General features: G+C 41.8%; 11 protein-coding genes. 4 read left to right on the top strand and 7 right to left on the bottom strand.

The features are described from left to right. Positions 1–10: 10 nt before the first annotated feature. The 3 genes from MmiAt1_RS05340 to mutS form a co-directional block, all read right to left on the bottom strand. Positions 11–2,266: an InlB B-repeat-containing protein gene (locus tag MmiAt1_RS05340; protein WP_318785863.1), complete on the bottom strand. Its 2,256-nt coding sequence runs from the start codon at positions 2,264–2,266 to the stop codon at positions 11–13. Positions 2,267–2,613: 347 nt separating this feature from the next. Further along, positions 2,614–3,384: a coenzyme F420-0:L-glutamate ligase gene (locus MmiAt1_RS05335; protein WP_318785862.1), complete on the bottom strand. Its 771-nt coding sequence runs from the start codon at positions 3,382–3,384 to the stop codon at positions 2,614–2,616. Positions 3,385–3,728: 344 nt separating this feature from the next. Next, positions 3,729–6,572 carry a DNA mismatch repair protein MutS gene (gene mutS / locus MmiAt1_RS05330; RefSeq protein WP_318785861.1) on the bottom strand — a complete coding sequence of 948 codons (2,844 nt, stop codon included), beginning with the start codon at positions 6,570–6,572 and terminating at the stop codon, positions 3,729–3,731. 98 nt (positions 6,573–6,670) lie between these two features. Here mutS and MmiAt1_RS05325 point away from each other — a divergent pair, with 98 nt between their 5' ends. Next, positions 6,671–6,850 carry a hypothetical protein gene (locus MmiAt1_RS05325; protein ID WP_318785860.1) on the top strand — a complete coding sequence of 60 codons (180 nt, stop codon included), beginning with the start codon at positions 6,671–6,673 and terminating at the stop codon, positions 6,848–6,850. Between the two features lie 26 nt (positions 6,851–6,876). Here the strand turns inward: MmiAt1_RS05325 and MmiAt1_RS05320 are convergent, their stop codons facing one another. From MmiAt1_RS05320 to MmiAt1_RS05305, 4 genes are all read right to left on the bottom strand, one after another. Continuing rightward, the gene (locus MmiAt1_RS05320; protein WP_318785859.1) at positions 6,877–7,506 is read right to left on the bottom strand and encodes a Fic/DOC family protein; all 630 of its coding nucleotides are present in this window, start codon (positions 7,504–7,506) and stop codon (positions 6,877–6,879) included. Between the two features lie 17 nt (positions 7,507–7,523). After that, positions 7,524–7,859: an antitoxin VbhA family protein gene (locus tag MmiAt1_RS05315; RefSeq protein ID WP_318785858.1), complete on the bottom strand. Its 336-nt coding sequence runs from the start codon at positions 7,857–7,859 to the stop codon at positions 7,524–7,526. Continuing rightward, entirely contained in the window at positions 7,856–9,349 is a 1,494-nt protein-coding gene (locus tag MmiAt1_RS05310) for a hypothetical protein (protein WP_318785857.1), read from the bottom strand. Before MmiAt1_RS05310 ends, MmiAt1_RS05315 begins: the two co-directional genes overlap by 4 nt. A 282-nt stretch (positions 9,350–9,631) precedes the next feature. Then, the gene (locus MmiAt1_RS05305) at positions 9,632–10,129 is read right to left on the bottom strand and encodes a PUA domain-containing protein (RefSeq protein ID WP_318785856.1); all 498 of its coding nucleotides are present in this window, start codon (positions 10,127–10,129) and stop codon (positions 9,632–9,634) included. 105 nt (positions 10,130–10,234) lie between these two features. Here MmiAt1_RS05305 and MmiAt1_RS05300 point away from each other — a divergent pair, with 105 nt between their 5' ends. The 3 genes from MmiAt1_RS05300 to mutL all read left to right on the top strand — a co-directional run bounded on the left by MmiAt1_RS05300 (position 10,235) and on the right by mutL (position 14,044). After that, on the top strand, positions 10,235–10,990 hold the full coding sequence (locus tag MmiAt1_RS05300) for a hypothetical protein (RefSeq protein ID WP_318785855.1): 756 nt from the start codon (positions 10,235–10,237) through the stop codon (positions 10,988–10,990). A gap of 208 nt (positions 10,991–11,198) precedes the next feature. Beyond that, positions 11,199–11,783 carry a type 1 glutamine amidotransferase family protein gene (locus MmiAt1_RS05295; protein WP_318785854.1) on the top strand — a complete coding sequence of 195 codons (585 nt, stop codon included), beginning with the start codon at positions 11,199–11,201 and terminating at the stop codon, positions 11,781–11,783. 95 nt (positions 11,784–11,878) lie between these two features. Then, on the top strand, positions 11,879–14,044 hold the full coding sequence (mutL, locus tag MmiAt1_RS05290; RefSeq protein ID WP_318785853.1) for a DNA mismatch repair endonuclease MutL: 2,166 nt from the start codon (positions 11,879–11,881) through the stop codon (positions 14,042–14,044). The last annotated feature ends 4 nt before the right edge of the window (positions 14,045–14,048 follow it).

Below are 14,048 nucleotides of genomic sequence, written 5' to 3'. Positions count from 1 at the left end.
GCTGAACCGTTTACTCTTCATTTTCTTCGTTTCTTGCGACAAAAACGAAACAGGCAATTGCGATTGCAAAGAACAAAACCACCGTGACAGGCGGCGCGACAGGGACTTCCGGAATCACTTCTTTTTCAAAACCTGATTCCGAATCCGGGTTTGTTGTTTCGGCAGTCGTGTTTTCTTTTTCAACGACTTTTGCATTTCCCGTGTTTCCGCCTCCGTTGCCGCCGGAATCGTTTTTCTTATATTCCGCGGTGATGATTAAATTTTCGAAAACACTTGAAAAGTCTTTGTCCCATCCGGTAAACGTATAACCGTTTCGTTTCGGATTTTCAGGCGCTTCTGCATTTTCGCCGGAGGCAACGGTTTCTGTTTTCAATTCCGTCCCGTCCCAATCTTGGAAGATTACTGTATATACAGTGCCGCTTGCAGACCATTCTGCTTTCAGAAACGAATCGCCTGAAACAACCGTGCCCGACGATTCTGAAGTTCCTTCAATAATCCATCTGACAAATTCAAAATCCTCTCTGGTCGGCTCTTTTAAAGTGATGTCAATTGACTCACCTTCAGAAAGAATTTGATAATAATACGGGCTGCCTTCCAAGTAGAATTCATTTTTATCGCTGACGATATTTCCGGTCAGAGCATCTTCCCAAGTTCCGCCGTTTGCGTCATAACGGATGAATTTCATTTCAACCGCTCCGGAATCCGGATTTTCATTTGTTCTCGGATTTCCGTTTTGATCCGTTGTTAAAGCGGCCGGATTTCCGTAAATTCCTTTCCCGTCGGCATCACCTTCGGGTTTGATTTGAATCGTTTTAATCGTTTGATAAGCATTCGATTTTGAATCGCCTGCCTTTTTGGTTCCGATTGCAATCAATTTCTGATTTTTTGTTCCGAAAACGTCGTCAACCGTTTTGTCAATAACATTGATTCTTTTGTCTTCTTCCGTTAATCCGCTGTCAACAAAAATATTTGAATACCCTTTTGATTCCGAATCCGTATCTTCATTTCCGCAGATGATATTGTTTATCAAATAAATTGTTGATACGCCTTTGTACTGGGAATTCACGTCATCAACAGAGATGGACGAGATTGCTCCGCCGTAGTTTTCTTTTCCGTCATCTTTTTTTCCGGCAACGTTTTTTGTAAAAGTATTGCCTTCGAAAGTCACATAAGTATCCATTACGGAAGCATACACCTCAACAGCTCCGCCTCCTCCGTCATTTTCTTCGCCGGGTTCTTTGCCTTCAGCTTTATTTCCGTAAAAAGTTGAGTTGATGACAGCGTTTTTTGTATTATTGCAGTTGATAAAAGAAACAGCTCCGCCTTCATCATATGCCGAATTCGAATCGAAAGTTGTTCCCGACACTGTTATTTCTCCTTGAGAGTGGAAAAAATATAATGCTCCGCCATCTGCAGTTTTTGAACTCGGATTATTAACAGAGTTCAAGATATTTCTTTCAAAAACGCAGTCTTCAATCTTTAACGACGAAACGGGCGTTCCGTAAACGTAAGCCAAAACACCGCCGCCGCCTTGAACGCTGCCACCGCCGAAGAAATAATTGTCCGAAAATACGCTGTTTTTGATTTCTGATTTTGAATCTCCTTTCAGGTAAATCAAACCGCCGGCATATCCGGAAGCTCCGTTTCCGTAATTATATTCAAATGTGCAGTTCTCGATAATTAACGGTTTTCCGGTTTCTATAATAATCCGGGCTCCGCCCGAATTTGATCTAAAAGTTGTTTCTTTCAGAATGATATTTGAAGACGCGGCAGAAGAAAACACCTCGCCTCGAATTTGTCTGAAAACGCAATTTTCAAAAGTCAGATTTCCTCCGACACTGCCGAAAATTCCCCCGCCGTTATTCAAATTATTATGATTCGTACCGTCAATGAATTTTCCGTTTGAATCCAAAACAGTATCCGGAATTCTTCCGGCAAATTCAATGTTTTTGAATGTCATGCTGCCGGTTCCGCTCAATTCAAAATGTTTGAAATTGCCGTTGACAGTCATTGTAAAAAGATCATCGGCAGAATTTCCTTGTATTGTTATGTTTATGTTGTTCTGATTTTTGAGCTGAATTTTTTGATCAATCGTTTTCAGCGAATCGCCGAGAATAATTGTTGTATCAACATCGGCATTGACGACAGTTGTTTGTAATTCTCCGATGTCATTTATTGTTACAGGATTGGCCGCTGCCGTTCCGCTGCATAAAAGAGCAACTCCTAAAAGAATTATTCCCCAAATAAAAAGACTGTTTTTCATCATTTTTATCCCTTGTTTTTAATACCTTCGTTTTTATTTTATTAGAATAAAATTCTAATTAGAAACCACTTCTAATATTTTCTTATATAAACTTTCAGATAAAAACAAAATTATATGATGAATCTATCATCTGAATATTTTTTAGACCTTCCGGAAAAAGGAGCATCAAAAGGTACGTTCTTATTTTTTTAAGCCGGATAATTCTTCATTTTTTTAAAAATCGGAATGTTTTCAGCGGGAAAAAAACGGGAAAAAACGGAAAAACGAAAAAACGGAAAAAATGGGAAAACAGGGGAAAATGGGAAAACGGAGAAATGAGAAAAACAGAAAATATATTTTGCAGGCTTTGATTATTTTTCTTTCAATTCCAAAAGCCCGCGAAGAATCAAATCTTTCTCTTTTTCCCGATACATTTCGGTAACGGAAACAGGTTCGTCGGTGTAAAGATTCAAACCGCTGACAATGACTGCCGGAACGCCGTCGCCGCCTTCGCCCATGATTAAATTTGCGGCGCCCGCAATTTCATCAACGACTGCTTCTTCGGAAATTTCCAAAACCTTGCCGTAAAGATCTTTTTCGCCGATCCATTGGCGGATGGGTTTGATATTGTAAAGGCCGACGGCAACGTTTGTCTGCCCTTCCTTAAAAGCGCGGCCGTTGGTATCGGTGATGATCACGCTGATTTTTTTGCCCGATTTTTCTTCAATCGCTTTGCCGATTGCGGCCGCATATCTGTCCGGTTTTTCCGGCAGTGTCAGGAGGAAGTCGCCGCCGACATTGGACGCGTCAATTCCCGCGTTGATGCAGACATGACCGTTCTTGTTTCGGACCAGCATGAACGGCGTTTCCGTAAACACTTCAATGCTTTCGTCCAAAATCGCCTGAACAAAGCGCGGGTCTTTGCCGTTCGCCGCCGCAATTCGCTCGGCTTCGGCGCCCGGAATAATATCGGATTCCAAAAAAGTCAGTCCGAGAGATTTAGAAACGATTGTCGATGCAATCACAATAATGTCTTTATCGGCAATATCCGGCGCGTTTTTAAAAATAATTTCCGCGATGTCATCTCCTTTTTCAATTAAAGGAATATTCTCAACCGCTTTTAAAATCAGGGACAAAATCATTCTCTCCGACATTTCTTAAAATTTGAAATAAAATAAAATAAAATTTTATAGAATTTTAAAGAACTTTACGAATTTTAAAGATTTTACGAATTTTAAAAAATTTAAGTAGAATTCTAAGAATTTAAATAAAATTTAAAGAACTCAAATGAATTTTAAACAGAATTTAAATAAGACGAATCCGTAAACAGTTTTGCGGTGCGTGATGAAAGTTACCCCATCTTGAGCAAAGAATGAAGAAAACTTATGAGCTGATGCCGCATTTTTCATTTTATTTTTTGTTTTATTGATCCATTTTGGATTTCATTGATTGCTTTTATTGTTTTTCATTTGTATTCATTTGACGATCATTCTTTTTCCAGCCGGCGCAGTTTTTCTTTGACTTCTTCCAATTTTAAAAGCGCCTGCATCGGCGTCATATGATTGACATCCAAATCTTTGAATTCGCTTTTCAGCTCTTCAATTTCGGGATGCTCGACGAATTTTTCAACAATACGCTCTTCTGCGCCTGCGTTTTCCGGGTCGAAAAGCAAAAGCTGCGTGTAACGCGCCGTTCTTTTTTTGCCGCGGCTTTCGTCTTCGGCCAAACTTTCGTTTTCGATTTCTTTTAAAATCTCGGCGGCGCGCTCGTTTACTTTTTCGGGAACGCCGGCAAGTCTTGCGACATGAATGCCGTAACTCTTATCGGTGGCGCCCGGGACGATTTTTCGAAGAAAAACCAAATCGTTTCCGGTTTCGCGAACCGCGATATGGAAGTTTTTCAGACGCTTCAGTTTGTTTTCAAGCGCCGTCAGCTGATGATAATGCGTTGCGAAAAGTGTTCGGACACCTTTTTTGTCTTTGTTGTGAATGTATTCGACAACCGCTTTTGCAATGCTGTATCCGTCATACGTGCTGGTGCCGCGGCCGATTTCGTCCAGCAGAATCAGATTGCGCTCGCCCGAGTTGTTCAAAATGTTGGCAAGCTCCACCATTTCCACCATGAACGTACTTTTGCCGCCGGCCAGGTCGTCATGCGCGCCGATTCTTGTAAAAATGCGGTCGACGACACCGATTTTAGCGTGCGATGCCGGCACGAAGCTTCCGGCCTGCGCCATCACAATAATCATTGCAATCTGGCGCATGTAAGTGGATTTGCCCGCCATGTTCGGGCCGGTAATGAGCAGGAACTGGTTTTCAACAGGATCCATTTCCGTGTCGTTCGGAACAAATGCTTCTTCCGTCGTTTTCTCAACAATCGGATGACGCCCGTCACGAATCAGAATGTCCAAACTGTCGTCCAATTGCGGGCAGACATAATTATTTTCAATGGCGGCTTCGGCGAAACTGCACAAAACATCGATTTTGCCGATCAAATGCGCCATGGCCTGAATTTCTTTCGCGTAAGAAGAAACGTGTTCTGTCACCTCTCTGAAAATTTCGTATTCCAGCGCGACAGATTTGTCGTCCGCCGTTAAAATCAGGCTTTCACGCTCTTTGAGTTCGGGCGTAAAATAGCGTTCCCCGTTTGCGACCGTTTGTTTCCTTATGTAATTTTCAGGGACAAGATGCTTGTTGGCGTTGGTCACTTCAATGAAATAGCCGAAAACTTTGTTGTATCCGACTTTCAGATTTTTAATGCCTGTTCGTTCCCGCTCCTGTGTTTGAAAGGCGGCAATCCATTCTTTGCTGTCGCCCGAGGCGTTTCGAAGTTCGTCCAGCTCGGCGCTGTATCCCGGCTGAATCATTCTTCCTTCGCGGACCGTAATCGGCGGTTCGTCAACAATTGTTTTGGAAATCAAATCCGAAAGCTCGGCCGTGAAATCAAATTGAGAAATTTCATCGCAGATTTCGGAAAGCAAAGCGGATTCCGTTCTTGAATTTGTTTTTGAGTCTGCTTTTTGGTTTGCTTTTGAATCTGTTTTTTGGTTTGCTTTTGAGTCTGCTTTTTGGTTTGTTTTTGGATTTGCTTTTGAACCGCACAGTTGGCTTAATTCGGCGCAGAGGCCGGGCAGTTCAAAGAGCGAATTGCGCATGGAAATGAGGTCGCGCGCATTGGAATTACCGTAAATCATCCGGCTGACAAGCCGTTCAATATCGGAAATGTTTGACAGATGCTGTCTTAAATCGTAACGGGAAAGACTGTTTTCTTTAAGCGCGGAAACCGCGTTTAAGCGTTCGGTAATTTCGGCCGGATCAACCAGCGGGCGAAGCAGCCAGTTCCGGAGCAGCCGGGATCCGGGCGGTGTTTTTGTTTTATCCAAAACACGAATCAAAGAATAATTTTCACCGTCGTCGCGCGTGTTTTTAATAATTTCCAAGTTTCGAAGCGTCATCGAATCTAAAATCAGATTCTTCGACATGGAATAAAACTGAACGGGCTGAATGTGGTCCAACTCTCTCATCTGCGTTTTAAGCGCGTAGTCCAGCGTTTTGCCGCAGGCGAGAACAGCATAATCGACGCCGGAAAAACCGAGTCCTTCCAAAGTTGAAATTTTAAACTGCTTTAAGAGATCCGATTCGCATTTTTCAACTTCGGCGGAAACGGATTTGGAACACGAAAAAGATTCGATTTTGACTTTATTTTCGGCCAGCCGTTTCATCAGCAGTTCGTTTTGCGCAAGCGTTTCCTGAATAATGCATTCGCTCGGCTTGTATCGGGCGACTTCGCTGATCACTTTTTCATAAGGCGCCGAATCTTCAAATTGCGTGCCGAAGAATTCGCCGGTGGAAATGTCCAAAAAAGAAATGCCGAAAACCTCGCCGTTGTCGTTCGCCTTTGATTTTTTCTTATCGCTGTCGGGATTAAAAGAGCCGGCGAGCGCCATTAAATAGTTGTTGGCGGCATCGGTAATAATCGAGGAATCAATCGCCGTTCCCGGCGTGACAACGCGGACGATGCCTCTTTTGACAATGCCCTTCGCTTTTTTCGGGTCTTCCAGCTGCTCGCAAATGGCGACCTTGTATCCTTTTTTAACCAAACGGGGCAGATAATTGTCAATCGCATGATAAGGAATTCCGGCAAGCGGCATTTGTTTGCCGTCTTCCGTTTTGCCGCGGTTGGTGAGCGTGATTTCAAGTTCCCTCGCGATTGTTTTTGCATCGTCGCCGAAAGATTCGTAAAAATCGCCCATGCGGAAAAAAACGAGCGCGTCGGGACATTCTTCCTTGGCGGCATAATACTGTTTCATCGCAGGGGTGGCTTGGCTCATTTTATCAACCGTTGTCTTTCATCATACTGATTTATATACAAACATTTTCATAATATATTCTGATAATTATTAAAAAGCAATACGGAGATGATTTACTTATGGTATTAATTTGTCCGCAATGCGGAAAAGCAGCTCTTTATCTTGAAACAGGCGGCGTCATGGGTGACATTTACCGCTGCAAAAACTGCACTTATATCGGTAATTTCGTCATTGAAAGCGATGATCCCGATCTTTCCAACGAACTTGAAGAAGGACGCCGGGCAGAACTCGGCAGATAATTTTTCCTTTTTCATTTATTTTTTAATTATTTCGTTCCTTTTTCTAACGCGTCTCTTACAATTTTTATTAAATATTCTAAATTTGATTTGTCGCCCAAATCTGAAAATACAGCAGTTGCAGCGACAAGAGCATTTCTAAAGTAAAGACTGTTATGTTCAAATATTGAACGGTCAAGAGGCATCTTAATATGGTCAGCGTATTGACAGCAAAAATGAACAACGGTTCGTGTGTTTCCTTCTCTGAAGCAATGAATTTTCCAAAGAGCAGCCAAATATTTTGAGAATTGTTTTGCTTTTTCATCAATATTTAAATTTTCCCATTCAACAGAAGTCATTTTTGTAATTGTAATTTCTGCCAATGATTGAATCTCTTTGACATCGGTATACTCAATGGATATTCCGCCTAATACGTCTTCGGGTTTTTCGATATTAACTGTTCGAGTTTCTCCGGCCCAGTCAAATATGTCTTGAAATATATATTGATGAATTTTGCAGAAATGTTCAAAATCATAATTTCCTTTAAGCGGGCGAACGGCAATTTCACGAAGTCGCATACCTGTATATTCGGCTTCCATTTCTTCAAATATTTTCAAATTTTTGATATTTTGTTTGTTTATCAAAACATCAGTCTCTCCATATGTATACGGGTCATGCATGTGTTTTATCACCCGTTTTACATTTTTGGAGATTTAGGCAGTGATTTTTTGGAAGAAACAGTTTTTTTCGAAGGAGGGATTGTGTTCACAGCTCCTTTTTTTTGAATCGGTCGTGATGTCTGTGAAACCGATGAATTTGCAGCCATTGACTTTTTGTTTGCGACCGAAGATGTTTTTATCGAACCAGATGATTTAACAACTTTATATTTTGAATCTAAAAGTTTTTTCATATCAGCAGTTGTGATTTCACCTTTTTTTTCTTTTTCAACAAGGTTTAAAAAATCTTTGGAAGGTTCAAGACCGTCAACTTGTATCAATCCGAGCGCATAATCCCAAGCCTGTTTCTTTTTCATTTTTCTTCTCCTCTTGGTCGGTCGTTTACATCTTCATTTTCAAAATTTATTTCTTCAATATTTTCACCCGTGAAAACATTGACTATCGGCATGTCATGCTGTTCGGATTTTCCTTTTTTTGCCCGTCTCTTTTGAGCCCTTTTTGACGTGCTGCCCTGCTTTTTGGTCTCGGCGGCGGCTTGCTTTTTCGAATCGGCGGGATTGTTTGCCTTTTCTTCTTCAGGCGCTTCAATTTTGTTTTCAATAATTTCAATCTCGGCAGAAACAATCTCAATTTCGGCAGTTTCAATTTCAGCATCAGCAATTTCGAATTCTTCCGCCGTCAGTTCTTCTTCCATTTCCGCTTCTCTGGCCTCTTCTTCGGCATCTCTTTCGGCGGAGTCGGCTTTCAGATATTCTTCCGTTTCTTCGTCAACAGCATTTATTTTTTCATCAGAATCTGCGACTTCTTCGGAAGCGGTTGTTTCTTCGGAAATTGTTTCTTCTTCAGCATTTTCCGCGTCGTCTTCGAGTTCTTCCGGCTCTTCTTCTTTCTTTTCCGTGATGTTGCTGCTGATTAAATCGAACGAATCCGCTTTTGAAAGAATTGCCGCTTTTTCGGCATTCTCCGGGTCTTTGATGTCAAACTCATCGCCGACGATAAACCGGATGTTTCCGGAAGAGACTTTTCCTTCGACAAAGGAGGTTTCGTGAATCCAAACAGCTTTTGCCGAAATTTTGCCGTCGATTTTGACATTTTTGTCAACGATGACTTTTCCGGAAGAGCTGATTTCGCCGGTGATGGTTGAGCCTTCGCCGATCAATGTTTCGCCTTTCGAGCGGATGAATCCGTTCATTGTCAGATTTTTGCCGCCCTCAAAACGCTTGCAGATGACGCGCGTATTCATTTCGCAGTCGTTTCCGACAATACAGTCTTCGGGGACGTTGATGCTTTCGGATGAAATTTTCGAACCGAGCGGAATGACAAAAAAGCCGCCGCGGTTGATGACTTCCGTCATCTTATCCTCATCCATATTTTCAAAATCGATTTCTTCATCGTCTTCAAACATTTCATTCAGCGCTTTATCGATTTCTTCACTCGTTTTGCCGAGGCCGATTAATGCGCGAATGTACAAAAAGATAAAAACCATGACTGGAAGCGGATTTCTGACCACGACCCATCCTTTGGACAAAAAACCGCCGTTGAGCTTGACCTCTTTTCCGATGTCCAGATCGCCTTCCACGATGATTTTGCCGTTAATTGTTGTAAACTCGCCGATGTAGGCATCGCCGCCGACGTTGACGTTTTTGTCAAATTTGCACCACACATCCGCGCGGATATCGTCATCCGTGCTGATTTCGCCGGCGATATGAACGCCTTCGCCGACCATTAAAAATCCGCTTTCCACATCCCGTTCGATGACCGCATGGTTGCCGATAATCATACTGGTTCGGGTGGCTATTTTTTGATCGTCAATGACAGCATTATCGGGAACAATGAATGTTGTCAAAAATTTTTCAGGCAGCGGCGTCAACTCCTTTGAAACGGTAAATCTAATGTGCGGATAATAAGATAAATGAAATAATGTGAAATGTGAATAACCGGCATAAGCGGTCAGTCTAAAAATTTGTGAAGTATAATACAATATAATGTGAAGTTAATATGAAGTATAATGTGATAATAAATACGATTAACTGATTTAAAATTATTGTCAGGCGCGCAGATGTCGGCGCTGTTCATCATTTCAAATCAGAATTCATTCCTTTTTATCATCGTTTTTCTTTTTAATTTTTTAATCTTCTTTGTCTTCCTTTTCGGCGCCGCCTCTGACCAAAACGGCCGCGCCCTGATTGCTGCGCATAATTTCCGCAGGCGCTAAAGCAAGCTGTCCCGTGGCAAGGAGCTTGTCTTCTTTGTCGGTCACAAGAATCTCTTCCATTGCCCGGACATTCGGGTCAACGGAAATAACGTGTTTGCAGAAGGCTGTTTTTCCTTTCGCAACAAAAGGCGCCGCGTCATCGACAACAGAAACGCGCATTGCCGGCGCTTCCAAATATCCGTGAAGGCGGCGTGCCCCTTCCATGCTGAGCGTGAAAAATCCGTCACGTGCGCGGACGGTTGCGATTCTCTCACCGTTTGAATGAACCTGGCGAATACGTTTGGTTTTGGAAAGCTGGAATACAGCGCCGTCGTCAAACAAAACAGCGCCCGCTCCTTTTCCGAATTGGTAGTCGGCCATCATTCGAACACGCGCCAAACGCGCTTCTTTCGTCATCGGTATGCTTGTCATAAATTCTCATTAAGTGTAAGTAATTGGATTTGAGAAGCGTTGATAATTTAAATAGTTGTTTGGAAAAATTGTTGGAAATATAAAATTTAAAAGTTTAACTGAAAAATGACATTCAATCGGATTTGTTGTTTTTTACAATTATATTTGCAAATTCTAAAATATTTGCAAATTCTAAATTTTTTAAAAAATATAATTAATGTTTTATTGTTTGAACCAAAATTACTTCTTGACGTTTTATCCGTCAATCTGCCCGGTGATTTAATGGTTCAAAAACTCGCTAAAATTTTCTCATTTTTCCTAATTTTTATTTTGTTAATATCTTTAACAGATGTCACTTTTGCAACGCCGATTCCATATACCGAAAACGAAAAATTGGAATTGTCCGACTTAATTGTCAAAGGCATTGTTGTCGGATACACTGATCCTAAATGGAATACAGAAGACGGAGAAACTCCACCGGATAATGAACTTCACGGGTTCGATGTTTTTTATGACGTTGTTGTTGAAGTAAAAGAAGTTTATAAAGGTGAATTACCTGACGATTCGAATAAAATTTATATTCGCCAAATTGTCATGACAATCGTCATAGACGGCACGGCAGAAGATTCTTTCCGTGCTGCTGAAGAGCCGCACCTCAAAGAAGGGGACAAATTCATATTTTGCTTGATGAAAAATGAAAATTCAACAACATCCGATTTTGGTCCGCAGAGTTATTGGGTCTTAAAACCGCTTGAAGAATGGCCGGAAGAAAAGGCAGAAGAAGAGACGAAAGAGCAAAACAAAGCAGGCGATGATGTAAAAGAAAAATCCGGAATTTTTCAATCTTTGTTTTCTTTCATTCGTTCTTTGATTCCGTTTTAATTTTTATTTTTTCATTATTAAAACGAAAATTCAATTTTTTTTAATTTTGTACAATTTTCATTTTAGAGTACTAATTAATTACAAAATTAATTGCAAATTGCTGATTTATCATATCTGTTGACATTTTTTACAAAATTTTGTGTTTCAAAGCAAACCGTTAAAAACACCAAAACCGATTATCTTTTACAAATTTTAAATTCAGATCAATATGCCTGATGTTATCATTCTCTGGGACGGTCCGCTTTTCTTTGAACGCATGTTCGAAGAATATGAAATCTCATCAACTGTCGCCGCCCCGGTTTCTTTAAATTCGCCGCATTTGCCGCCGGCAAAACTTCTGGTTGTTCCGACAGGCTTTACATATCCGGAACACGCCGCCGTCAGCAATGCGCTTTCAGATTCAAAAATCCAAAAGAAAATTTTTGATTTCGTTGAAAACGGCGGCGTTTTTTTGATGTTTTCGCCGCTCAAAGAAGTCAGCACATGCAGTGCCTGCAAAACGCTTGCCGTCACATCGCTTCTGCCGTTTGGAACCGATGCCGAATATGTGCAGGAAGATGTTCTGATTCAAAGGCAAAACGCGCTCACAGGAGATGCCGATTCTGTTTATTGTGACGGTTATTTCCAAAATTTCGGCGCCGATTTTTCCGTGATTGAAAAAGACGATGCCGGCCGCGCCGTTCATATTTCCAAAAGGCTTGGAAAAGGACAAATTATTTTATCTTCCGTTCACGAATTTTTATCAAAAACGTATTTTGAATCTCTGCTTTTTGGTCCGAGGGTGAAACTATAAAATAAAACAAAACCAAAATGATTCCAAAATCAAAAATTAAAATCTAAAAATTAAGGAATTAAAAAATTAAAGTTTCAAAAACACAGAGAGATAAAATGAGTCAAGATTCTTTTATTCACGTTCTGGATCAGGACACCATTAATAAAATTGCAGCCGGCGAGGTGGTTGAGCGCCCCGCATCTGTTGTCAAAGAGCTGGTTGACAACGCAATTGATGCCGGCGCCAAAAACATCCGCGTCGAACTTAAAGACAGCGGCAAAACTTTAATTTCCGTTCGCGACGACGGCAAAGGAATGTCCCGCGAAGATGTTTCGCTGTCACCGATTAAACACGCGACCAGTAAAATTACGGATATTTCAGATTTGGAAAGCATCTCAACAATGGGTTTTCGCGGCGAAGCGCTTGCAGCCATCAGCTCTGTTTCTAAATTTGAGATCATCACAAAAAGAAAAGAAGATGCGAGCGGAACACGGCTTTATTTGGAAGACGGCAAACAGGAAATTACCGATATCGGTACGCCCGACGGGACTGCGGTAAATGTCAACACTCTTTTTTACAACACGCCGGCGCGTTTGAAATACATGAAAACGGATGCAACGGAACTCTCTCACATTGCCGGCATGGTCAGCGATTTGATTTTGGCAAATCCTCACATTTCTTTTACACTTATCAACAACGGCAAAACAATTCTTTCCAGCGGGTCTTCCGATTTGTTTAATTCAATCGTGGACATTTTAGGGCACGATGCCGCCCGCGTTATGATGGAAATTCCGTCCGAAAATATGGAAAATGCGCTTGATGAAAGCAAAAAAGAGGCCGTCGATCAAATTAAATCATTGACGGAATACGCCGATATGGAAATCTCAGGATACATTTCAAAGCCGACGTTCAGCAAAACAACGGCGGACAATCTGTTTTTCATTATCAATAACCGCCCCGTCACTTCCAAAGAATTCGTTAAAGCGGTGCGTCTCGGCTATTACACCAAAATTCCGAAAGACAGATACCCGGCGGCTGTCATTCATTTGAAAGTCAATCCGACCGAAGTGGATGTCAACGTTCATCCGCGCAAAACGGAAGTCCGGTTTAAAGATGAAAATCGTTTGATTCGAATCGTTTCCGACGTGATTGAAACAACGCTTCGCCTCTATGAGCTGGCGCCGAAAGTGACGGCAAGCGAAGCAAAAAAAGTCGTTGAAAAATCCTTTTCGGATTTCGGGGCGTCTCAAAAATCCGAGTCAGGCAATAAATTTAAAGATAATTTTAAAGAAGATCTTAAAGACAATTCTAAAAATAATTCCAAAGACAATCCTAAAGACAATCTGAAATCTGATCCGGCCGCTTCGAAATTCCACGATTTGAATGTCAATGTTGTCAGGGAAACGCCCGCCGAATATTCGACAAAGCCGGCCGTATCTTCTGTCGAGAAGAAAACCGGAACGGAAAATGAAGGAAAATCCGATTCTGCTCAAGCGGCAGTTTTCGGTGATTCTCTTTCCGCTGTCCCCGAGAAATACGGGACCGGATATGTGGCGCCCGCCAAAGATACGGACAAACGGCTGAAAGCAACGGAAAGACTGCTTTCAAAAACTGCAAATTCAAATTCGAATGTAAATGCAAATTCGGATGCAAGTGCAAATGCAAATGAAACAAGCGGAAACAGTTCAAAAACGCCGTCGGAAATCAGTATTTTGGATAACATCCGCGTCGTCGGGCAAATTGCCAATCTTTACATTTTGGCGGAAAAAGACGGCGGCCTTCTTGTCATTGATCAGCATGCGGCGCACGAACGCATTTTTTATGATATTATCAAAAAGCAGGAAACGATTTCGGTTCAGGAATTGATCTCTCCTGCCGTTATTCATTTGACGCCGAAAGAAAAAGTGCTGATGGATGAATATATCCCGTATTTGGAAGAGGTCGGCTTCGGCATTTCCGAATTCGGCGATTGTTCCTACGCCGTCAGTTTTGTTCCGGTTGTTTTCGGCAGAATGGAAGATATCTCAACCGTTCATGATTTTATCTCCGATCTTCTTTCTTTCGGAAAAGTCAAAGACGAGACCGGCGCCCGGGATACGGTTGCCAAAAGAACCGCCTGCCGGGCGGCCATTAAAGCCGGCGCTTCATGCAGTCAGGCGCAGATGGAAGAGCTGATTCGACAGCTCAAGCTGACGGAAAATCCGTATTCCTGTCCGCACGGTCGTCCGACAATTTTAATTTTCTCGCAAAAAGAGCTTGAAAAATTGTTTGAAAGGTCGTAATTTA

The organism is Methanimicrococcus hacksteinii (assembly GCF_032714515.1).
Lineage (GTDB): Archaea > Halobacteriota > Methanosarcinia > Methanosarcinales > Methanosarcinaceae > Methanimicrococcus > Methanimicrococcus hacksteinii.
This window is presented reverse-complemented; position numbering and strand designations above follow the sequence as displayed.

Excerpts from the sequence above, each read along its gene's own strand:
- MmiAt1_RS05315 (WP_318785858.1), bottom strand. The coding sequence starts at position 7,859 with ATGAAAAAGAAACAGGCTTGGGATTATGCGCTCGGATTGATACAAGTT.
- MmiAt1_RS05320 (WP_318785859.1), bottom strand. The coding sequence starts at position 7,506 with ATGCATGACCCGTATACATATGGAGAGACTGATGTTTTGATAAACAAA.
- MmiAt1_RS05295 (WP_318785854.1), top strand. The coding sequence starts at position 11,199 with ATGCCTGATGTTATCATTCTCTGGGACGGTCCGCTTTTCTTTGAACGC.
- mutL (WP_318785853.1), top strand. The coding sequence starts at position 11,879 with ATGAGTCAAGATTCTTTTATTCACGTTCTGGATCAGGACACCATTAAT.
- mutS (WP_318785861.1), bottom strand. The coding sequence starts at position 6,572 with ATGAGCCAAGCCACCCCTGCGATGAAACAGTATTATGCCGCCAAGGAA.
- MmiAt1_RS05300 (WP_318785855.1), top strand. The coding sequence starts at position 10,235 with ATGACATTCAATCGGATTTGTTGTTTTTTACAATTATATTTGCAAATT.
- MmiAt1_RS05325 (WP_318785860.1), top strand. The coding sequence starts at position 6,671 with ATGGTATTAATTTGTCCGCAATGCGGAAAAGCAGCTCTTTATCTTGAA.
- MmiAt1_RS05340 (WP_318785863.1), bottom strand. The coding sequence starts at position 2,266 with ATGATGAAAAACAGTCTTTTTATTTGGGGAATAATTCTTTTAGGAGTT.
- MmiAt1_RS05335 (WP_318785862.1), bottom strand. The coding sequence starts at position 3,384 with ATGATTTTGTCCCTGATTTTAAAAGCGGTTGAGAATATTCCTTTAATT.
- MmiAt1_RS05305 (WP_318785856.1), bottom strand. The coding sequence starts at position 10,129 with ATGACAAGCATACCGATGACGAAAGAAGCGCGTTTGGCGCGTGTTCGA.